The sequence below is a fragment of the Mycolicibacterium setense genome (assembly GCF_000805385.1).
GTDB lineage: Bacteria > Actinomycetota > Actinomycetes > Mycobacteriales > Mycobacteriaceae > Mycobacterium > Mycobacterium setense.
Genome location: NZ_JTJW01000003.1, coordinates 441,045 through 461,970 on the forward strand (window position 1 = coordinate 441,045; position 20,926 = coordinate 461,970).

The following is a 20,926-nucleotide window of genomic DNA, read 5'->3' on the forward strand; positions in this document are numbered from 1 at the left end:
CGGGACGTCAGGGCAGGCCGGCGAGCACCTTGTCGAGGGTGACCGGCAGATCCCGCACGCGCACCCCGGTGGCGTGATAGACGGCGTTGACCACGGCCGCGGCAGCGCCGACGATGCCGATCTCGCCCGCGCCGCGGGAGCCCATCGGATTCAGGTGCTCCTCGACCTCGTCGAGCCAGATCGCATCCACATCGGGAACATCCGCGTGCGCACTGATGTGATACGACGCGAGATCCTGGGTGACGGCATGCCCGAACCGCGGGTCGCGGACGCTCTCCTCGTGCAGCGCCATGGACAGCCCCATCGTCATGCCGCCGATCAGCTGCGAACGCAATGTGCGCGCGTTGATGGCGCGCCCCACCGAGAACACCCCGAGCATCCGCGGAATCCGGATCTCACCGGTGTCGCAGTTGACGTGTGCCTCGACGAAGTGGGCGCCGAACGACTGCACGGTGAACTCCTCGGCGTCGGGATTCTGCGGTGCCTCGGCCTCGGCTGTCACGCCGACATGAGGGTGCTCCCCGTGCTCGCTGCGAAACTGCTTGGCCGCGGCCACGATTGCCGACCCCCACGAGGTGATGCCCGACGAGCCGCCGGCCACCGAAGCCTGCGGCAGGTCCGTGTCCCCGATCTGCAAGTCCACCGCGTCGATCTCGCAACCCAATGCGTCGGCGGCAATCTGGGTCAGCGCCGTCCAGGTGCCCGTGCCGATGTCGGCCGCACCGATCTGCACTGTGTAGCGGCCCTGCTCGATATGGGTGATGCGGGCCGTGTTGCCCTCCATCGCCATGCCGGGATACGTCGCGGCAGCCACCCCGGTGCCGATGAACCAATGGCCGGCAAGGTATTTGGCGGGGCGTGGGTCGCGCGGCGACCAGTCGAAGCGCTGAGCCCCGACCCGTAGGCACTCGATGAGGTGACGCCCTGACCACGGCTTGCCCGACTCGGGATCGGCCTCGGGTTCATTGCGGACGCGCAGCTCGATCGGATCGAGATGGCAGGCCACCGCGAGTTCGTCCATCGCCACCTCGGCGGCGAACGTGCCCGGGCACTCGCCCGGGGCCCGCATCCAGAACGGGACGGGAACGTCGAGCGCGGCCAGCCGGTGCGACGTGCGCCGGTTCGGGCTGGCGTACATCTTGCGAGAGGTCACGGCCGTCTGCTCGGCGAATTCCTTTACCGTCGAGGTCTGTTCGATCACCTCGTGGGCAAGGGCGACGAGCCGGCCATCCTTGTCGGCGCCCAGCCGCAGCCGCTGGATGGTCGGCGTGCGGTAACCGACGAGAGCGAACATCTGCTGTCGGGTGAGCGCGAGTTTGACCGGACGGCCGTTGGCGCGCTGAGCGGCAAGCACCGCCAGCACGTCGTGGGCATGCGGCGCCCCTTTCGATCCGAACCCGCCGCCCACATGCGGTGCGACCACCCGGAGTTGTTGAGGTTGCAGGTCGAACAGCGGGGCCAGAGTCTCGCGTACGACGTGCACACCTTGAGTCGAGTCGTACAACGTCACCGCGGGTTGACCGTCACGCAGCGCCCACTGCGCGATACAGGCGTGCGGCTCCATCGGATTGTTGTGCTCGATCGGCGTGCGGTAGGTCGCATCGACGGTCACCTCGGCGGTGGCCAGCGCGGCGTCCACATCGCCCTGCTCGGTGTCGGGGGGAAACGACGGATTGACCGACTCAGGCGTGTACAGCCCGGGGTGATCCGCCGACAATTCCGTGTCGTGTGGCTGCTCGCTGTAGTCGACCCGCACCAGAGCGCTTGCCTCCCGGGCGATCTCGGCCGTCTCGGCGACCACGCCACCGATGATCTGCCCGCGGAAGTGCACTTGAACGTCCTGCAGGATCGTCAATTCACCGTCGGAGGTATCGGCGAGTCTCGGAGCGTCGAACACCGTCAACACATCGAGTACCCCGTCGAGCGCGAGGGCGCCGGTGGCGTCCATCGCAGCGACCCTGCCACGTGCGACGGTGGCCTGGATCGGATGCAGGTAGGCCGGATTCTCGACCTGCTGCTCGAAGGCGTAGCGGGCGGTTCCGGTGACCTTGGCCCGGCCGTCGGTGCGGGCCAGCGGCTGACCGATGGCATGTGGTTCGACGAGGGTCATGGCCGTCTCCGCTCGGTCAGCATGCGTAACTGGGCGATCAAGGTCCGGCGGGCCAGGTCAACCTTGAACTCGTTGCCCGGCAACGGTTCGGCCCGCTTGAGCTCCGCGTCGGCCGCGGCGGCGAACGTCTCCGCCGAGGGCTGATCGCCGGTCAGAACCTGCTCGGCCCGCCGCGCCCGCCACGGCTTGTGCGCGACGCCGCCCAGGGCGATGCGCGCCGAGCCGATCTGAAACGTCGGCGTGAAAGTCAGTTCGGCGGCAACCGACACCAGCGCGAACGCGTAGGACGCCCGGTCGCGGACCTTGCGATAGTCCGAGGCCGCCCCGGCCGGCGGTGCGGGCAACTCGACCGCGGTGATCAGCTCGCCGTGCTCCAACACGGTGTCGCGGTCTGGTTCGTCGCCGGGGAGCCGATAGAACTCGTCGACCGGGATCCGGCGCTCCCCGTCACCGGTCTGCACCACCACCTGCGCATCCAGCGCGCACATCGCCACCGCCATGTCCGACGGATGCACGGCGATGCAGTGCGGGGACGCCCCGAGGATGGCGTGGTAGCGGACGTAGCCCCCCAGCGCCGAGCAGCCGCTGCCGGGAGCCCTTTTGTTGCACGGGGTGGTGACATCTTGAAAGTAGACACATCTGGTGCGCTGCAACAGGTTTCCGGCCGTGGTCGCCGCATTGCGCAATTGGCCTGACGCACCGGACAGCAAGGCGCGGGCCAGCATCGGATAGTGCGAGCGGATCACCGGGTCGGCGGCCAGCTCGCTGTTGCGGACATTGGCGCCGATGCGCACGCCACCGTCATCGGTGCCCACCGTCTCCGCCAGATCGAGGCGGCTGACGTCGACCAGCAGGTCCGGTTCCGCGATACCGAGCTTCATGTGGTCGACCAGATTGGTGCCGCCGGCGAGATACGCGGCATGTGGGTGCTTCGTCAGCATCGCCACCGCCTCGGCGGGGGTGGTGGCCCGGTGATAGTCGAACGGCTTCATTGCGTGGACGCCAGCCCGATCGCCGCGACGATGTTCGGATAGGCCGCACACCGGCACAGGTTGCCGCTCATCCGTTCGCGGATCTCGTCATCGGTGAGCACCGGTGAGAGCTCGAGATCATCGGTGACGAAGCTGGGAGCGCCCGCCTTGGCCTCGTCCAACATGCCGACCGCAGAACATATCTGGCCAGGTGTGCAATAGCCGCACTGGAACCCGTCTTCGTCGTAGAACGCCTGGGCCACCGGATGCAGGTGGCCGTCGTGCTCGAGCCCGGCAGCCGTGGTGATCTGCGCCCCGTCGGCGGCCACCGCCAGCAGCAAGCAGGTCGTCACCCGCCGACCGTCGAGCAGAACGGTGCACGAACCGCACTGGCCGTGGTCGCAGCCCTTCTTCGGCGCTGTGACGCCGAGCCGCTCACGCAACGCGTCCAACAGCGTCATGCGGTTGTCGACGGTCAGACTGCGCCGGGTTCCGTCGACATCGAGCGTCACGGTGCTGCTGTGATGATCGGGCTGGCTCACCGTCGCCGAATACCCCGGCCGACGGTAGTCAAACGTGCCGGCTCAGTGCCTGCTGGTCTGCGGCGTCGCCAACACCGCGGCGATGCCCGTCGTCAAGGGCACCGACAGCGCCAAGGCGATGCCGCCGACCGCTGAGCGCGCGATCTCGATCGCCACGCTCTCGCCCGTCAGCACGTCGGGGAGGGACCGGTTGGCGACGCTGAACAACAACAGCAGCGGCAACGCGCTGCCGGCATAGGCCAACACCAGGGTGTAGACCGTACTGGCGATGTGATCGCTACCGACCCGCATCGCACCGACGAAGATCGACCTCCGAGACCCGCCGTGCTCGGCGAGCTCGAACACCGCCGAGGCCTGGGTGATGGTCACGTCGTTGAGCACACCGAGTGAGCCGATGATGAAACCCGCGAGCAGCAGGCCGGTGATCGATACGTTGCCCAGATAGGCCGCGACCTCGTTGTTCTGATCCTCGGACAGACCCGTCAAATGCGCCATTTCGATTGCCGCCCACGACAAAATGGCGGCCAACAGCAGTGAGGTCAAGGTGCCCAGCAGGGCCGCGCTGGTGCGCAGGCTGACGCCGTGGGCCAGATAGATCACCGCATAGAGAATGGCCGCCGATGCCACCAGCGATACCGGGACCGCCGGGGCGCCGTCGCGCAATGCGGGCAACAGGAAGATCATCAGCACCGCGAACGCCACCACGATGCCGACGATGGCCCGCAGGCCGCGCCAGCGCGCCACCGCCACGATCACCACGGTGAACGCCACGGCCAGTGCGATCAGGGGCCAGGTGCGCTCGTAGTCGAAGAACGCGTAGCTTGTCGAGCCGGCCTGATCGACCTGACGGCTCACCCGGATGTTGTCTCCGGCAACGAGATTCGGCTGGCCAGGCCCGGTGGTGAATTCCAGTAGCGTCTTGGCGCCCTTGTTGGGGCCGGAATCGATGGCCACCAGGTTCTGCACACACGTGCCGCCACCCGGCTCGGCGGGCTGCGGTTTGGCCGTCAGCACGCCGCCGGCCGACGGGCTGCCGCAATCGGCCAGGCTGCTGGACAGCACATGCCCGCCCTCGGTGGTCACCGCCCCGCCCGCGGCATTCTGGAAAGGCAGCGGGATGTCCACTTTCTGATGGCTGGGCCACAGCACGGCGGCGCCGGCGATGACAGCGAGCCCGATGGCGACGAGCAGGCCGACGACGATCCGGGCGGCCAACGGACCCAGCGGAGACGGCCCTGCCAGCGAATGGGAGTGCGAATGCGTGTGCGCCACCCCGACAGAGTAGAGCGGTCGGCTGTCGGGTCCCTGACCCGCCGAGACCCCAATCTCGGCGGCAACTATTTGAACGTCTACAGAAAGTGAATGCCGTCGCGAAGCTTGCTCATTAAAGTCTCGCCGTCAGCACGCGTCGCCGTTTGCCAGTACTGCCCATCTGGTCTCGGCTGCGTGACAAGTCGCACCAAGACGAAGGGCATCGCGCCCAACGCACTCGTATCAGAGGTTGCGGTGACCAGGTGTTGGAGGACTGGCGAATTGCCCACGGCGTCAACGTCGGCGCGATACTGTCCCGCTGTGCCGCTAAACGTATGGGACGGCGAGCGGACACTCACCCCGCGGATCGTCCTCGCCCAGCAAGACGTGGTGGCGCGGGAATTACGTCTCCGGTTCGCCACCGAGCACATCGACGAACCGACCGACTGGTGTTGCTTCGATGACACCCGGCACCTGATCTACGTGCACCGCGAGGGAAATCCGCACTCGATGGAGACGGCTCAAGCGTGGGGGCCGTCGGATTGCGGTCCGCCTCGCGTCGGCGATGTCTGGGTGGTCCCGGCAGGGGAGAGGTGCGTATCTCAGGTTCAGGGCGGCGAGCCCGCCGGATTCTGCGAAATCGCCGTTCCCGTGCAGGCGGTGGGCGAGGCCGCTCGGCTGCCACGCGTCAAGAAGCGCGATCCCTTGATATATCAGCTGACCGAGGGGTTGGCCGAGCTCGTCGGCCGTGATGACGCTGTGGCCCGGTTGCTCAAAGACTCTCTGGCCGAGACGCTTCGGCTACATATCGTCGATACCTACGTGTCTGCCCGACCCGCGCGGAAAGCGGGCCGCGATGCACTGGATCCGGCCACCCGCTCGGCGCTTGTCGAGTACCTCGAAGACGGGCTGGAGTCGGAGATCACGTTGGAGTCCTTGGCTCAACTCGCCGACATGTCAGTCGGCAGATTCATCAAGGCATTCGCCGTGGCGTTCCACACCACTCCCCACCAATATCTGCTGGACCGGCGTATCGATCGGGCCAAGTCGCTTTTGATGACGACGACCCAGACGGTCACCGAAATCAGTAGCGCGGTCGGCTTTACGACACCGAACCACTTCGCGACCGCATTTCGGCGCCGGGTGGGGGTGACTCCAAGTGGTTATCGCCAAAACGGTTGAGAGCGTGAGTGATTGGGACCTCAGCCGGGCACGGCGTGGCTGAGGCGGCCCGCTCCTTCAGCCAGAAGGAGGGGGCCCGCTGCTACTGCCGGTAGCCGGCCAGGAAGTTACCCAGCCGCTCGATCGCCTGGGCCAGGTCGCGGGCCCACGGCAGTGTCACGATGCGCAGGTGATCCGGTGTGGGCCAATTGAATCCCGTGCCCTGCGTCAGCAGGATCTTCTCCTGCAACAGCAGGTCAAGCACCAGCTGCTCGTCGTCGTGGATGTCGTGTACCTCGGGATCCAGGCGTGGGAACGCGTACAGCGCACCCGCCGGTTTCACGCAGGACACCCCGGGGATCTCGTTGAGCTTCGTCCACGCGGTGTCGCGCTGCTCGAGCAGCCGACCACCCGGCAACACCAGGTCATCGATGCTCTGATGCCCTCCCAAGGCGACCTGAATCGCATGCTGTGCAGGCACATTCGGGCACAAGCGCATGTTCGACAACAGGCTGATGCCCTCGATGAAGCTGGTCGCGTGCTCCTTGGGGCCGGTGATCACCAGCCAGCCCGAGCGGTAGCCGGCCACCCGGTAGGCCTTGGACAGCCCGTTGAAAGTCAGGCACAGAAGGTCGGGCGCCAGTGTCGCCAGCGAGATGTGCTTGGCGTCGTCATAGAGGATCTTGTCGTAAATCTCGTCGGCCAACAGCAACAGCTGATGCTTGCGGGCCAGGTCGACCATCTGCTCCAGGGTTTCGCGGCTGTACACCGCGCCCGTGGGGTTGTTCGGGTTGATCACGACGAGCGCCTTGGTGCGCTCGGTGATCTTGGACTCGATGTCGGCGACGTCGGGATTCCAGCCCTGGGTCTCGTCGCACATGTAGTGCACCGGGGTGCCGCCGGCCAGTGCGGTCGAGGCAGTCCACAGCGGATAGTCCGGCGCCGGGATGAGCACCTGATCCCCGTTGTCGAGCAGCGCCTGCAGGGTCATGGTGATGAGCTCGGAGACGCCGTTACCCAGGTACACGTCGTCGATGTCGAACCGGGGAAAACCCTCGACGAGTTCGTACCGGGTGAACACCGCGCGGCGCGCGCTGGCGATGCCCTTGGAGTCGGAATAGCCCTGCGCGTTCGGCAGGGCCTGGATCATGTCGCGCATGATCACGTCGGGTGCCTCGAAGCCGAACGGCGCGGGGTTGCCGATGTTCAGCTTGAGGATGCGGTGACCTTCGGCTTCCAGCCGCGAGGCATGCTCGTGTACCGGTCCACGGATCTCGTACAGGACGTCCTGCAGCTTCGTGGACTGGGCAAACGTACGCGGCTTCGGGTGCTGACCGGTATGCCACGGCAACTGGTGAGTAGTCACGCTCACCATCGTCTCATCACCGTCCACTGAATTTGGAATTTGCCGACCTGGTCGGTGGTCACCGCCACAGTCGGCTGGTGCCGGCAGGCTGGTCTTCGGGGCCCGATATACGCATGCGACACCCTGTGGCGAATGTGTAGGTTCTCGGGCTGAGACGCGCTCGATTTCGCAAGAGGCGACACACTCGCCACAGGGGCCGGAACCGCACTATGTCCCGGGAAACTGTCCCGGAAACGCCGAACGGCCACCTCCGTGGAGGTGGCCGTTCGGTGCAATTACGACGTGCTCAGCGCTTACCGGGGCGCTTGGCGCCCGGCTTGATGCCCAGGCCCACGACCGGAGGCTCAGGCTTGGCGGGCTCGGCGGGCTTTTCGGCCTCGGCCGGCTTTTCCGGTTCCGGTTCCGGTGTCGGCTCGGCAGCAGGTGTCGCGGCAGGGGCCGGAGCAGCCGGTGCGGACTTCTTCGCGCCCGGACGACGCGCGCCCGCTGCGATGCCGAGCCCGACCACCGGGGGTTCCGGCTTGGCCGGCTCAGCCGCCGGAGCGGCAGCCTCGGCGGGGGCGGCGGATTCAGCCGGAGCCGGAGCAGCGGATGCCGCCGGAGCTGCCTTCTTGGCACCCGGACGCTTCGCGCCGGCGGCCAGACCCAGGCCCTTCACCGGTGCCACCGGTGCCGCGGGTGCGGCCGGAGCCTCGGCGGCGGGTGCTTCAGCAGCGGGAGCCGATGCCGCCGGAGCTGCCTTCTTGGCACCCGGACGCTTGGCACCGCCGGCGATACCCAGGCCCTTGACCGGCGCAGCGGCAGGAGCTTCAGCCGGTGCGGCCTCAGCGGCCGGAGCAGCAGCCTTCTTCGCGCCGGGACGCTTGGCGCCACCGGCCAGGCCCAGGCCCTTGACCGGGGCCGCGGCCGCAGCCGGTGCGGCGGAGGCCTCGGCGGCCGGAGCCGCCTTCTTGGCACCCGGACGCTTCGCGGCACCTGCCATGCCCAAACCGGTCACCGGCTTGGCTTCCGCGGCGGGAGCCGCAGCTGCCTCTTGCGGTGCGGCCTCCTCGACCGCAGGCGCAGCAGCCGCTGCCGCAGCTTCGGCCTTGGCCTCTGCTTCGGCACGTGCCTCGGCCCGCTTCTCGGATTCCTTTGCCGCCGTGCCCTTTTCGGGCAGCGTCACGGTGCTCTTGTCCAGCGAATTCAGCAGCAGCTGAGCCACGTCGAGCACTTCGGCCTTCTCGACGTTGCGCGCCGCAGCCACGTCGTCGACACCGTCGGTGATCATCACGCGGCAGAACGGGCAGCCGGTCGCGATGGTCGAGGCGGTGTCCATCGCCTCTTCGGTGCGCTCGACGTTGACGCGCTTGCCGATGTGCTCTTCCATCCACATCCGCGCGCCACCGGCACCACAGCACAGGCCGCGGTCGGCGTGGCGGGGCATTTCCTTCAACGTCACGCCAGAGGCCTCGACCAGCTCACGCGGAGCCTCGTAGACCTTGTTGTGGCGACCCAGGAAGCACGGGTCGTGGTAGGTGACCTCGGGGCCACCGGTCGACTTGACCGGCACCAGCTTCTTGTCCCGGACCAGCCGGTTGAGCAGCTGCGTGTGGTGCACCACGGTGTAGTTGGCGCCCAACTGCGGATACTCGCGGCCGATCGTGTTGAAGCAGTGCGGGCAGGTCACCACGATCTTGCGGTCGACCGTCTCGACACCCTCGAACAGCTCGTTGATGGTCTCGACGTTCTGTGCGGCCAGCTGCTGGAACAGGAATTCGTTGCCCGAGCGGCGAGCTGAGTCACCCGTGCAGGTCTCACCGGTGCCCAGGACCAGGAACTTCACGCCCGAGGCGGCCAGCAGTTCGGCGACGGCCTTGGTGGTCTTCTTGGCGCGGTCCTCGTAGGCGCCGGCGCAACCGACCCAGAACAGGTACTCGAAGCCGTCGAAGCTCTCCACGTCCTCGCCGTAGACCGGCACGTCGAAATCGACCTCGTCGATCCAGTTGGTGCGGTCCTTGGCGTTCTGGCCCCAGGGGTTGCCCTTGGTCTCCAGGTTCTTGAACAGCACGCCCAGCTCACCGGGGAATTCCGATTCGACCATGACCTGGTAGCGGCGCATGTCGACGATGTGGTCGATGTGCTCGATGTCGACCGGGCACTGTTCGACGCACGCGCCGCAGTTGGTGCAGGACCACAGCACGTCGGGATCGATGACGCCGCCCTGCTCAGCGGTGCCGACCAGCGGGCGCAGCGCCTGCTCCGGGCCGGAGCCTCCGATGCGGGCGAAGCCGTCTTCGGCCACCCCGTGCGCGTGCAGGCTGTCGCCCAGCTTGGCGAAGTCGACCGAACCCTCTTCGGGCATCGGCTTGCCCTCGATGATGTAGGGAGCCTTGGCGAACAGGTGATCGCGCAGGTTCATCATCACGAGCTTGGGAGACAGCGGCTTACCCGTGTTCCAGGCCGGGCACTGCGACTGGCAGCGACCGCACTCGGTACAGGTCGCCATGTCGAGGTTGGCCTTCCAGGTGAAGTCCTCGATGCGGCCCTTGCCGAACACCGCGTCTTCAGCGGGGTCCTCGAAGTCGATCTGCTCGCCCTTGTACTCCATCGGCAGCAGCGGGCCGAGGCCGTCGGGCAGGCGCTTGAAGGTGACGTTGATCGGGGCCAGGCCGATGTGCAGGTGCTTGGAGTGCAGCACGATCAGCAGGAAGGCCAGCATGACGCCCAGGTGGGCCAGCAGCGCCAGGCTCTCCAGCCACACGTTGGCGGTGTGGCCCAGGGGAGCGAGCAGCGCGGCCATGCCGTCGGAGAAGAAGGCGCCCGACTGGTACGGGAAGTGCTCGCCCAGCACGTTGACGGCCGCACCGCGGAACACCGCGTAGGTCGCGATAACCAGGAAGATCATGATCAGAATCGTCCAGGCGCCGCCGTTGTGCGAGCCGTAGAAGCGGGACTCGCGGCCCAGCTGCTCAGGGTTCTTCCGGATACGGATGATCGCGAAGACGATGATGCCGGCCAGCACGGCGACGGCGAAGAAATCCTGCAGGAAGCCCAGGATCGGCCAGCGGCCGACCAGCGGAATGTGGAACTCGGGGTTGAACAGCACGCCGTAGGCCTCGAGGTACACCGTGGCGAGGACGAAGAAGCCCCACATGGTGAAGAAATGCGCGATGCCGGGGATCGACCACTTCAGCAGCTTCGACTGAGCGAAGACTTCCTTGTTCTGGTTCAGGAAGCGGGTGACCAGATGATCCTTGCGGCCACGCTCATCGCCGAGTGTCTGCCCCGAGCTGATCAGCTTCGTCAGCCACAACACGCGCTTGGCGGCGAACGCCAGCACGACGAGCGTGGCGAGCACACCGAGAATCAGCCGCGACACCACAAGGGTGTGTTCGAGACTCTCCACAGAAACGCCTCCATTCGCGAGTTACTCGCGGGTAACTTGGGCACAGTTACCCGTCGGTAACTTAGCTTCCTTCAGCTCATAGTGACATTTACACGTTTCTTACCGCTACCGAGGCTTGCCTAACTTGGAGCCCACTGTGTTCGAGGTCTCAGCCTTGCGGCGCCAGCATCGCCCGCAACATCGACAGCATTTCCGTGCGCGATTCGGCGCCGAGGCGGCGCCGAATCCGGGCCACATGGTGCTCGACGGTCTTGGCCGAGATGAACAGCTGACTGCCGATATCGCGATAGGGCATCCCGAGCAGCAGTAGTTCGGCCACCTCCCGCTCGCGGTCGGACAACTTGGTCGACGACGGGGCCGGTGCGGCGTGAGCCGCAATGCCCGCCGGAGCCGCCGACGCTCCCGCCGCGACCTCCACCTCGTCGACCGCACTGCTCTGCTTGAGGTCGCGGGCCAGTTGGAGCATCGCCTGCGATACCCGGGCGTCCGGGGTCTGCAGTGCGGCCTGACTGGCCAGTCGGGTGCCATCCCAGGTCAACCCGAACTGGGCCAGCGCCCGGGCCGCGGTCGTGACTTCATCGGTGTCGACGTGGTTGGCCAGTACCCGCAGCCAGCTGCGGCCGGCATTTGCCAGGGCGCGGGCGAAGGCACTCTGCCCGGCCGCGGCGGTGAGCGCCTGGCCGTGCGGTGCGACGGCGCCGGGTGAGTTCGCCAGAATCCCGGCGTGCACACCCGCCCAGTGCAGGGGCACCGACCACAACACCGGATCGCCGAGCGCGGCGAGCAGCTCCCACGCCTCGGACAGCGTGTGTTCCAGGCGATCGACCTGACGCATGCGGGCCCCGGCCACCCACAGCTCGCCCAGCGGCAGCAGCGCGAACAGGTCGATCGAGTACTCGGCGAGCACCTCCACCGCGGCATACCAGTGCTTCTGCACCGCGCCGCTGTCCCCGCTGCGCCGCGCGATCGCGGTGCGCAGCGCCGCCGCCCACAAGGCGTCCCGCCGGTGCAGCTCGTCACCGGCTTCGGCAGCGGCGGCGTCCACCCCGGCCGCGGCCAATTGACCGTCCTGCATCTTCACCCAACCCAGCAGCAGGCGATGGCGTGCCGCGCTGAAGGCCTCCTCGCCCACGCCATCGGCTCCTGTGGCACGCACTGCCCGGCTGATCACGCTGCGCGCCCGAACCGAGTCGCCTCCGTGCAGCGCCGCCAGGGTCACCAGTGCGGCCGGGGTATCGGGTGCGACGCCGCCGGCTTGATAACCCGTCACGGCGTGGTTCAGCCGGGCCACGGTCACGGCGAACGGCTGGTCCAGTGACAGCACCAAACCTTCGGCCAAGCTGCGGGCCGCCCGCGCCGTCGAGGTCGGCGGCCCGGCCAGCTCCGAGCTCAGCGCGGCCCGCGCTGCGGCACTGTCACCGGCCGCGAGGAAGGCGGTGGTGCTCGCCGAACTCGTCACGATGTCCGGATACGGCCCGAGCCACCGGAACAGCTCGGCGGCCTGGGCGGCGTTGCCGTCGTGCATGGCGACGCTGGCAGCGACGCGGACCGCGGTGGCCCGTTCGGCCGGATCGTCGGAACCGAGCAACTCGTCGGCCATCCGGGCCGCCGTGGTGCAGTCCCCGGCCAGGGCCAGTGCATCGGCGAGCCGGGTGCTCACTGCCGCCGCGCCGGCCGTGACCGCTGCGCGGTAGAGCCTGGCCGCCCGGGCCGGTCTGGCGCGATTGTGTGCGGCGTGCTCAGCGAGCGCCTCGGCCAGCCGATCGTCGCGCAGGCCGTGTTCGGCCAGCCGGACGGCGAGGTCGGCGGACAACGTCGCCAGCTCGAGTTGTGAAGCAAGAAGGGAGGTTTCGATCTCGTGGTGGCGCGCGGCCCCGGCGATCTGGGCGAGTGACTCGTGAACCATCCGCACGAACCGCCGGTCGTGAGATGGCTCCACCAACCCACCGGCCCGTGCCCGATCAACCAGGGCCGATGCCTCGGCACCGGGCAACCGGAGCGCCGCCGCCACATCGTCGGGACCCAGGTCCTGGCTCAACGACAGGATCAGCAGTGCGTCGCGGGTGTCGTCGTCGACCCGGCGCAACCGCTGCAGCAACGCGAACCGGGCCGCTTCGGCCGGCGCGTCGGCAGCAGCCGCGGCCGAGGACAGCAGAAACGGCAATCCAGCCGTCGCGGCGAGCACCGATCGGACGGTTTCCTGCGTTGCCGGGGCGCTCGGCGCCGTGCCCAGTAGCCGGCCCACCTCGGCCGCGGTCAGCGGCCCGAGCCGCACCACCGGATTTTCCCGCTCCAGCGCGGTGTCCAACTCCTGCAGACGCGGGCGATGGGTCAACGGCTCGCCGGCCACCACGACCGTCGCTGCCGGGGTGGCGACTTTCTCTGTGAGACAGTCGATTTCGTCGTCACCGAGAAGGTGTACGTCGTCGACGACGAACGCCGCGTCGGGTGCGTCATCCGGTCGGGGCGCCCGCGTCAACACCACGCGGCCGGCGTCGCGCAGCGCCTGGCGGATCTCGGCGAGCACCGTGCTCTTCCCGGTTCCGATGCCTCCGGACACCAGCCGCTTGACGGGTGCGGTGGGGTCGGCCGATACGGCATCGATTGCCGATCTGGCAGCCGACGGAAGCTCCGGAACGGGCTCCGCTGCGGTCATCAGCGCGGCCTAGGCGCCGCCGCCGCCCTCTGCCGCAGTGGTCGTGACCGGCGGCTGGGTGGTGGTCGGCGGACGTGTCGTCGTCGGTGGCTGGGTGGTGGTGGTCGGCGGTTGCGTCGTGGTCGTCGTGGTGCGGGTCGTTGTTGTGGTCGGCGCAGTTGTCGTCGTCGTTGTCGTCGTGGTGGTGGGCGGAGTTGTCGTCGTGGTTTCCGGGGCCGACGTCGTCGTCTCGGGCGGTGGTGGCGGTGGCGCCACCACGGTGGTGGTCCTTACTCCGTCGGGGCCCTCGGTCACGGTGGTGACCGGCTCAGGTGGCGGGCCCTCCGGCGACGGCCCCATCGAATAGGTGGTGCTGGTCTCGGTGACCGGCGACGAATCCCCTTCGGAGCTGGTCAAAGTCACCGCGAGGCCGCCCGCGGCAAGCAGCGCGGCCGCGGCTGCCGCCCCGAACAGGATCGTCGGGCGCTTGTACCAGGGGAGCGGCGCCGGACCGGCGTCGAACATCTCCTCGTCGTGGGCGAACTCGACGGGCGGCCGCGCCGCGGTGTTGCCCGCGGGGGTCTCGTATTCACCGCCCGCGTAGGGCACCGGCTCATTGCCGGGAGCATCGTCCTGTGACCAGGCCAGGGCGCCGAAGTTCCCCGATTCGGCGCCGGCGGCGGGCCCCAGACTCGTCGGGGCCATGCCCGTCGGGAGGTCCGCGGCGGCGACCCCGGGAGCCAAACCCGTTGGGGCGTCGGCCGCGGCCACCTCGGGCGCCATCCCCGTCGGTGCACCCGCGTCGATGACGCGCTCGGCGATCAGCGTGGCCCCGGCGGCGACGTTGAACTGCGGACGAGCGGTGGTGGCGACCGGTGCGCGTAAACGCTCTGAAAGCCGCTGGGTGACAAGGGGAATGGCGGCACCACCGCCAACGGTTGCCACCGCGTTCACGCTCGACAACGCAATATTGTTGCGCTGCAACGTGTCTTCGATCGTATCCAGCAGGCCGGCCAGCGGCGCGGACATGAGTTGGTCGAGCTCGGGGCGCGTCACCCGGACATCGGAGTTGAACCCCGGCAGCTCGGTGTGAATCACCGTGGCGGTGTCGGCGGACAGTCGCTCCTTGGCCTGACGGCATTCGGCCCTCAGCCGCGCCAGCGAGCCCACCGCTGCGGTGCCCGCCGGATCGGCGTCGTTGGCCGCGGCGACACCGCTGAGCACATGGTTGAGCAAGGCCTGGTCGATCAGGTCGCCGGAGAAATCGGCATAGCGCACGGTCGGGCCGATGGTGGCGAACGCCGCACCGGCGTCGGCCAGCGTCACGCTGGTGCCGCTGCCGCCGAAATCGCACAACACCACAACACCATCGGCGGGCAGGCCCGGATCGGCCTGCAGCGCCGCCAGCGCGGTCAGGGAGTCCGGCACCAGCCCCGGCGGGGTGCCATTGGCGGTCAACGAGGGATAGCGGGGCAGTACGTCGCGCAATGCGCCGACGGTGCTGGGACCCCAATGCGCCGGGACGGCGATCACCACGGGTGTTCCGCCACCGGCCAGGCGCGCCATCGCGGCCAACGCCTCGGCCAACACCAGTTCACCGCGATGCTGCGACCCATCGGCGGCGACCAGCGGCACCGGATCACCCACCCGCTCCACGAAGCCGGCCAACGGTAGGCCGCTGCCGGTGTACTCGCCCACGTCCGGGGCACGGTCGTTGTGCAGGGTGAGGATCGATCGGCGGATCACCGGTTGGCGGCCTTCGCGGGCTGCCACCAGGTTGGTCATCCCGATCGACAACCCCAGTGAGTCGGTCATCAGGCGTCACTCCTGTTGTCTCGGCCGAACCCCCACCCTAGCGGCTGGAACACCCCGGGCCCGGGATTGAACCCCTAGTGGCGTCAATCCCCTAACGTCCACCCCCCTAATGGCCGGGCGGCGGGGGTGGGTTCGGCACCGATCCCAGCACCCTCACGGCTGGCTAGCATTCAAATCGAACTGTTGAGGAGGTGGACGATGGCGAACACATTGCTGGACTTCGTGATGTCGCTGGTGCGCGATCCCGACGCCGCTGCCCACTATGCCGCCGACCCGGCGCAGGCTCTTGCCGAAGCCAATCTGACCGATGTGACCAGCGTGGACGTCGACAACCTGATTCCGGTCGTATCGGAGTCGCTGTCGATGACCGGCGCCAACGGCGGGCTGGGCGGTCCGGGCGCCGCCGACCCGGACGGCAACGTGTGGGCCAGCGGGGCGGCGACCGCGGCGTTCGACGCATTCGGGGATCACGTGCCGCTCGATGCCCCCAACGACGCCTGGGACACCACCGCCGGGCAGGTCATCGACGAACCCGGCTCCCTGGACCAGTTCGCGGCGTCGGTCATCGACGATGGCGGCCTGGTGAATCAGTCACTCGACGACCTGTCGCTGCAGCTCAACGAGCCGGCCATCGAAGATGCGCCGATCGCCGAGCCGGCTCCGACACCTGATTGGGACCAGCCCGCGGTCGACGACCAACACCACACCGACAGTGGTGGCGGATTCGACATCTTCGACTGATCTGCCCCGGCGCCCCCGATAAGCGCACGACCCATGTGGTCGTGCGCTTATTGCGTTTACCAGCAGAAACGTCAATAGATGGAAGGGTGAACCCATGCGCCCCTAGTCATCCCCTAACCCCCTATTGGGGTGTCCCCCTCCACCCCGAGTAGGGGCGATACGGGGAGGGGAATCGACCCCGTTTCCGGGGCTGTCGCCTCGCCATAACGTTGTCTCCAGATCGCCGGACAGCCCGGCGGGGGACTTCGGAAGAACTTCCCGACAACAACCGAAAGGGTTGGAGCAATGGCAATCTCTCTGATCGACTTCATCCTCGACCTGTTCCGCAGCCCCGCCTCGGCGGCATCGTTCATCGCCGACCCGGACGGCAGCCTGCGTGACGCCGGCCTGCCGAACGTCACCGCAGCGCAGCTGCACGCCGTCGCGGCCACCGCGGCCCCGGCCGGCGTCCTGCTCGGCGGAGGCAACCCGGTCGTCGGCCTGCAGCGCGCAGTCGCCGACCACCACAGCATCCCCGGGCAGTTCGCGAACCAGGTCGCCTCGCCGTTCTCCCCGCAGACGCAGTTCGCGCCGGAGGTGGCCAGCCGCAACAACACCGATTTCGCCAGCCACAACGACACCGATTTCGCCAGCAACAACCACACGCCGATCATGAGCCCCAACCAGGACGCCGGCGCCAACGCCCAGCAGGGTGCATTCAACCTGGGCTTCGGTGACATCACGCTCGGCGACAAGAGCACCAACACCGCCACCAACGGCGGCGTGGTGGTCGACGGGGACAACGACGGCGACATCGTCAGCGGTGACGGCGCGGTCCTGGGCGACGGCAACACCATGAACAACGGCGACATCCTGGCCGGTGCCGGCTCCAACGTCGCCGTCGGCAAGGACAACGACATCGAGGACAACTCGCAGACCGCGGGTGGAGACCTGATCTCCGACAACGAGGGCCCGGTGATCAGCGACGTCGACATGAGCGGCGGCCACGGTGGCGGCGCGTCCGGTGGCGACAGCCTGATCGGCATCGGCAGCGGCGGTGCGTCCGGTGGTGACGGCGGCAACGCCGGTTCGATCATCATCGCCGACAACGACACCAATGCCGTCGGCGGCAACCAGACCTCGGTTGACGGCGACTACGGCAGCGACAACACCCAGGACAATTCGGTCAGCACCTCGGTGCAGACCGAGACGCACTCCAGCGTCGAGGACAACTCCTCGTCCTACGAGTCGAACATCGCCTCGGGCAACGAAACCGCACTCGGTTCCGGCAACGAGACCAACACCGCGCTCGCGTCGGGCAACAGCTACGACACCAGCTCGGCATTCGGTTCCGGCAACAGCTACGAGTCGCAGTCCGACACCGATGTCGCGTCGAACAACTCGACCAACACCGGTTTCGACGCCTTCTGATCCGCAACGCACAAGGGGCGGGGACCATCCGACAGCCGGGTGGTCCCCGTCCCATTGGCGCGCCTACCGTTGAGCCCGGCAGGAGGGAACTTCCGATGACGCAACCCAGTGAGGCCAGGCCGGCTGCGGCCGGCCCGCCGGCCAGACCGGTCAAGGTGATCGTCGAACTGATCGACCACACCAGCAGGATCGCCGCCTCCTACGACCGCGGTGACCTGGTAGAGCGTCTGCGGTTGGCGAAGGTACGCATCAGCGATCCGCAGATCCGGGTGGTCATCGCCGGTCAGCTCAAGCAAGGCAAGAGTCAGCTGCTCAACTCGCTGCTCAACATCCCGGTGGCCCGTGTCGGCGACGACGAATCCACCGTGCTCGCCACCGTCGTCTCCTACGGCGAACAGGCCTCGGCGCGCCTGGTGGTGGCCCGGCCCGACGGCGCCGAGCCGGAAGTGATCGAGATCCCACCGTCAGACGTCACCAACGATCTGCGCCGCGCCCCGCAGGCCGGCGGCCGTGAGGTTTTGCGCGTCGAGGTGACCGCCCCGAGTCCACTGCTCAAGGGTGGATTGGCGTTCGTCGACACCCCAGGTGTCGGCGGCCTTGGGCAGCCGCATCTTTCGTCGACCTTGGGTCTGCTGCCCGACGCCGATGCGCTGCTGATGGTCAGCGACACCAGCCAGGAGTTCACCGAACCGGAAATGACCTTCATCCGCCAGGCGATCGAAATCTGCCCGGTGGCAACCATTGTCGCGACCAAGACCGACCTGTACCCGCACTGGCGGCAGATCGTCGGCGCCAACACCTCGCACCTGCAGCGGGCCGGACTCGATGTCCCGGTCACTCCTGTCTCCAGCGTGCTGCGCAGCCACGCCATCCAGCTCAACGACAAGGAACTCAACGAGGAGTCGAACTTTCCGGCCATCGTGAAGTTCCTGTCCGACCGGGTGCTGACGCGCGAGAACGACCGGATCCGCGACGAGGTGGTGTCCGAAATATATTCGGCGGCAGAGCATCTACTGCTGGCCGTGGACGCCGAGCTGTCGGCCTTCAACGATCCGAGCGAGCGTGAGCGGCTGACCGCTGATCTGGAACGGCGCAAGCAGGAAGCCCAGGACGCGCTGCAGCAGACCGCCTTGTGGCAGCAGGTGCTCAACGACGGCATCGCGGATCTGACCGCCGACGTCGATCACGATCTGCGCCACCGTTTCCGCAACATCACCGCGCACACCGAGAAGGTGATCGACTCCGGCGACCCCACGCTGCACTGGGCCGAGATCGGTTCGGAACTGGAGGAGGCAGTCGCCACCGCGGTCGGCGACAACTTCGTCTGGGCGTATCAGCGTGCCGAGGCGCTGGCGGCAGAGGTGGCCCGCACCTTCACCGAAGCGGGTCTGGAGGCCGTGCAGCTGCCCCAGATCGATGCCCGCGACATGGGCGCCGGATTCGGTGAGATGAAATCGCTGGCCCGGTTGGAGGCCAAGCCGATCAAGGCCGGACACAAGGTCATCACCGGTATGCGCGGCTCCTACGGTGGTGTGCTGATGTTCGGCATGCTCACCTCGTTCGCCGGGTTGGGCATGTTCAACCCACTGTCCTTGGGGGCCGGTCTGGTGCTGGGCCGCAAGGCCTACAAGGAGGACATGGAGAACCGCATGTTGCGGGTCCGTAGTGAGGCCAAGACCAACATGCGCAAGTTCGTCGACGACGTCGCCTTCGTCGTGGGCAAGGAATCACGAGACCGGCTCAAAGGAATCCAGCGTCAACTGCGGGACCACTATCGCGACATCGCCAACCAGACCACCCGTTCGCTCAACGAGTCGCTGCAGGCCACGCTCGCCGCGGCCAGGACCGAGGAGACCGAGCGCAACGCCCGCGTCAAAGAACTGGAACGCCAGAAGAACATCCTCACGCAGGTCCTCGACCATGCCAAGAACCTGGCCCCGGTGGGCAACTAAGCTCCAAGAGCCAGTTTTCGATTGAACTCCCGGTTGACTTCCGGGTTGGAAGGGTTGGACTCCGCAGCGTGAGCACGGCCGATCAGGTGCGCTCGATTCTGGGCGGCACCATCAATGCGTACCGGGGCGACCCGGCCTACCGCAATCGGCCCGACGTGCACAACGAGCTCGACCGCATCGGGCGCAGGCTCAACCAGCCGATCCGCATAGCGCTGGCCGGCACGCTCAAGGCGGGTAAGTCCACGCTCGTCAACGCATTGGTCGGGGAGGACATCGCCCCCACCGACGCCACCGAGGCAACCCGCATCGTCACCTGGTTCCGGCACGGTCCCACGCCGAAGGTGACCGCCAACCACCGCGGCGGCCGCCGTTCCAATGTGCCGATCGCACGCGATCCGCACGACCGGGGCCTCACATTCAGCTTCGCCGGCCTCAATCCCGACGATGTGGCGGACCTCGACGTCGAGTGGCCCGCGGCCGAGCTGATCGACACCACGATCATCGACACCCCGGGAACCTCATCACTCTCGCGCGATGTCTCGCAGCGAACCCACCGACTGCTGGTTCCCGAAGACGGCGTGCCCCGCGTCGACGCGGTGGTGTTCCTGTTGCGCACGCTCAACGCCGCCGATATCGCCCTGCTCAAACAGATCGGCGAGCTGGTCGGCGGGTCCTCGGGAGCGCTCGGCGTGATCGGCGTGGCCTCCCGTGCCGACGAGATCGGCGCTGGCCGCATCGACGCGATGATGTCGGCCAAGGATGTGGCCAAGCGGTTCACCGAAGAGATGGACAAGACCGGCATCTGCCAGGCCGTCGTCCCGGTGTCCGGGCTGCTCGCCCTGACCGCCCGCACGCTGCGCCAGAGCGAATTCGTCGCGCTGCAGAAGCTCGCCGGCGTCGAGCCCGCCCAGCTGACCAAGGCAATGCTTTCGGTTGACCGGTTCGTGCGTGAGGACAGCTCGCTTCCGGTGGACGCACCCACCCGGGCGGCGCTGCTGGACCGGTTCGGCATGTTCGGCATCCGGATCTCGATCGCGGTGATGCACGCGGGGGTGTCCGACTCCGTCGCCCTGGCCGACGAACTGCTGGAACGCAGCGGCCTGATCGCCTTGCGCGACGTCATCGACCAGCAGTTCGCGCAACGTTCGGAGCTGCTCAAGGCGCACACGGCACTGCTGTCGCTTCGCCAGTTCGTGCAGCAGAACCCGATCTACGCGACGCCCTACATCCTCGCCGACATCGACCCGCTGCTGGCTGACACGCATGCCTTCGAGGAGCTGCGCCTGCTCAGCCTGCTGCGGTCACGCCCCACGACGTTGAACGAGGACGAGATGGCCTCACTGCGCCGCATCATCGGCGGCTCGGGTACCGATGCGGCCAGCCGGCTCGGGCTACAACCCGACGCGCCGTTCGATGGGCCCCGCGCCGCCTTCGCAGCCGCGCAACGCTGGCGGCGGCGGGCCGATCACCCGCTCAACGACCCGTTCACCACGCGGGCCTGCCGGGCCGCGGTGCGCAGTGCAGAGGCACTCGTCGCCGAGTACGCGGCACGCCACTAACGAATTGGGCCGCTCCGTCGACATA

Annotated in this window: 13 protein-coding genes; 5 read left to right on the forward strand and 8 right to left on the reverse strand. The window is 67.8% G+C overall.

The genetic code is table 11. The features are described from left to right. Positions 1-7 precede the first annotated feature (7 nt). Genes QQ25_RS03575 through QQ25_RS03590 form a run of 4 tightly spaced genes read right to left on the reverse strand, consistent with a single transcriptional unit; the run spans position 8 to position 4,895 of the window. Entirely contained in the window at positions 8-2,110 is a 2,103-nt protein-coding gene (locus QQ25_RS03575; protein ID WP_039377202.1) for a xanthine dehydrogenase family protein molybdopterin-binding subunit, read from the reverse strand. Then, positions 2,107-3,102, reverse strand: a complete 996-nt coding sequence (locus QQ25_RS03580; protein ID WP_039377204.1) for an FAD binding domain-containing protein — start codon at positions 3,100-3,102, stop codon at positions 2,107-2,109. The genes QQ25_RS03575 and QQ25_RS03580 overlap by 4 nt, the downstream gene beginning before the upstream one ends. Beyond that, entirely contained in the window at positions 3,099-3,623 is a 525-nt protein-coding gene (locus QQ25_RS03585) for a 2Fe-2S iron-sulfur cluster-binding protein (RefSeq protein ID WP_039377206.1), read from the reverse strand. The genes QQ25_RS03580 and QQ25_RS03585 overlap by 4 nt, the downstream gene beginning before the upstream one ends. Before the next feature lie 42 nt (positions 3,624-3,665). After that, positions 3,666-4,895, reverse strand: coding sequence for a YibE/F family protein (locus QQ25_RS03590; RefSeq protein ID WP_039377209.1), 1,230 nt, complete (start codon positions 4,893-4,895; stop codon positions 3,666-3,668). A 300-nt stretch (positions 4,896-5,195) separates the two neighbouring features. Between QQ25_RS03590 and QQ25_RS03600 the strand changes: the two genes are divergently transcribed. Beyond that, positions 5,196-6,056, forward strand: coding sequence for a helix-turn-helix transcriptional regulator (locus tag QQ25_RS03600; RefSeq protein WP_052235598.1), 861 nt, complete (start codon positions 5,196-5,198; stop codon positions 6,054-6,056). 82 nt (positions 6,057-6,138) lie between these two features. Here the strand turns inward: QQ25_RS03600 and QQ25_RS03605 are convergent, their stop codons facing one another. The 4 genes from QQ25_RS03605 to QQ25_RS03620 form a co-directional block, all read right to left on the reverse strand. Next, positions 6,139-7,428 (reverse strand): pyridoxal phosphate-dependent aminotransferase, encoded by a 1,290-nt coding sequence (locus QQ25_RS03605; protein WP_039313478.1) that lies wholly within the window; start codon positions 7,426-7,428, stop codon positions 6,139-6,141. Positions 7,429-7,687: 259 nt separating this feature from the next. Beyond that, positions 7,688-10,789 (reverse strand): heterodisulfide reductase-related iron-sulfur binding cluster, encoded by a 3,102-nt coding sequence (locus tag QQ25_RS03610; protein ID WP_039377216.1) that lies wholly within the window; start codon positions 10,787-10,789, stop codon positions 7,688-7,690. 148 nt (positions 10,790-10,937) lie between these two features. Continuing rightward, the gene (iniR, locus tag QQ25_RS03615; RefSeq protein WP_039377218.1) at positions 10,938-13,445 is read right to left on the reverse strand and encodes an isoniazid response ATPase/transcriptional regulator IniR; all 2,508 of its coding nucleotides are present in this window, start codon (positions 13,443-13,445) and stop codon (positions 10,938-10,940) included. A gap of 9 nt (positions 13,446-13,454) precedes the next feature. Then, positions 13,455-15,239, reverse strand: coding sequence for an Hsp70 family protein (locus QQ25_RS03620; RefSeq protein ID WP_039377221.1), 1,785 nt, complete (start codon positions 15,237-15,239; stop codon positions 13,455-13,457). A 198-nt stretch (positions 15,240-15,437) separates the two neighbouring features. Between QQ25_RS03620 and QQ25_RS03625 the strand changes: the two genes are divergently transcribed. The 4 genes from QQ25_RS03625 (at position 15,438) to QQ25_RS03640 (ending at position 20,901) form a co-directional block, all read left to right on the forward strand. Further along, positions 15,438-15,980 carry an Rv0340 family IniB-related protein gene (locus QQ25_RS03625; protein ID WP_039377223.1) on the forward strand — a complete coding sequence of 181 codons (543 nt, stop codon included), beginning with the start codon at positions 15,438-15,440 and terminating at the stop codon, positions 15,978-15,980. A gap of 285 nt (positions 15,981-16,265) precedes the next feature. Then, positions 16,266-17,390, forward strand: a complete 1,125-nt coding sequence (locus QQ25_RS03630) for an IniB N-terminal domain-containing protein (RefSeq protein WP_039377225.1) — start codon at positions 16,266-16,268, stop codon at positions 17,388-17,390. Between the two features lie 95 nt (positions 17,391-17,485). After that, positions 17,486-19,342, forward strand: a complete 1,857-nt coding sequence (gene iniA / locus QQ25_RS03635; RefSeq protein ID WP_039313500.1) for an isoniazid-induced dynamin-like GTPase IniA — start codon at positions 17,486-17,488, stop codon at positions 19,340-19,342. 68 nt (positions 19,343-19,410) lie between these two features. Next, positions 19,411-20,901, forward strand: coding sequence for a dynamin family protein (locus QQ25_RS03640; protein ID WP_039377228.1), 1,491 nt, complete (start codon positions 19,411-19,413; stop codon positions 20,899-20,901). The last annotated feature ends 25 nt before the right edge of the window (positions 20,902-20,926 follow it).

Bases quoted from the DNA above. Each gene is read 5' to 3' on its own strand.
- QQ25_RS03630 (WP_039377225.1), top strand. From the start codon at position 16,266: ATGGCAATCTCTCTGATCGACTTCATCCTCGACCTGTTCCGCAGCCCC.
- QQ25_RS03580 (WP_039377204.1), bottom strand. From the start codon at position 3,102: ATGAAGCCGTTCGACTATCACCGGGCCACCACCCCCGCCGAGGCGGTG.
- iniA (WP_039313500.1), top strand. From the start codon at position 17,486: ATGACGCAACCCAGTGAGGCCAGGCCGGCTGCGGCCGGCCCGCCGGCC.
- QQ25_RS03625 (WP_039377223.1), top strand. From the start codon at position 15,438: ATGGCGAACACATTGCTGGACTTCGTGATGTCGCTGGTGCGCGATCCC.
- iniR (WP_039377218.1), bottom strand. From the start codon at position 13,445: ATGACCGCAGCGGAGCCCGTTCCGGAGCTTCCGTCGGCTGCCAGATCG.
- QQ25_RS03575 (WP_039377202.1), bottom strand. From the start codon at position 2,110: ATGACCCTCGTCGAACCACATGCCATCGGTCAGCCGCTGGCCCGCACC.
- QQ25_RS03620 (WP_039377221.1), bottom strand. From the start codon at position 15,239: ATGACCGACTCACTGGGGTTGTCGATCGGGATGACCAACCTGGTGGCA.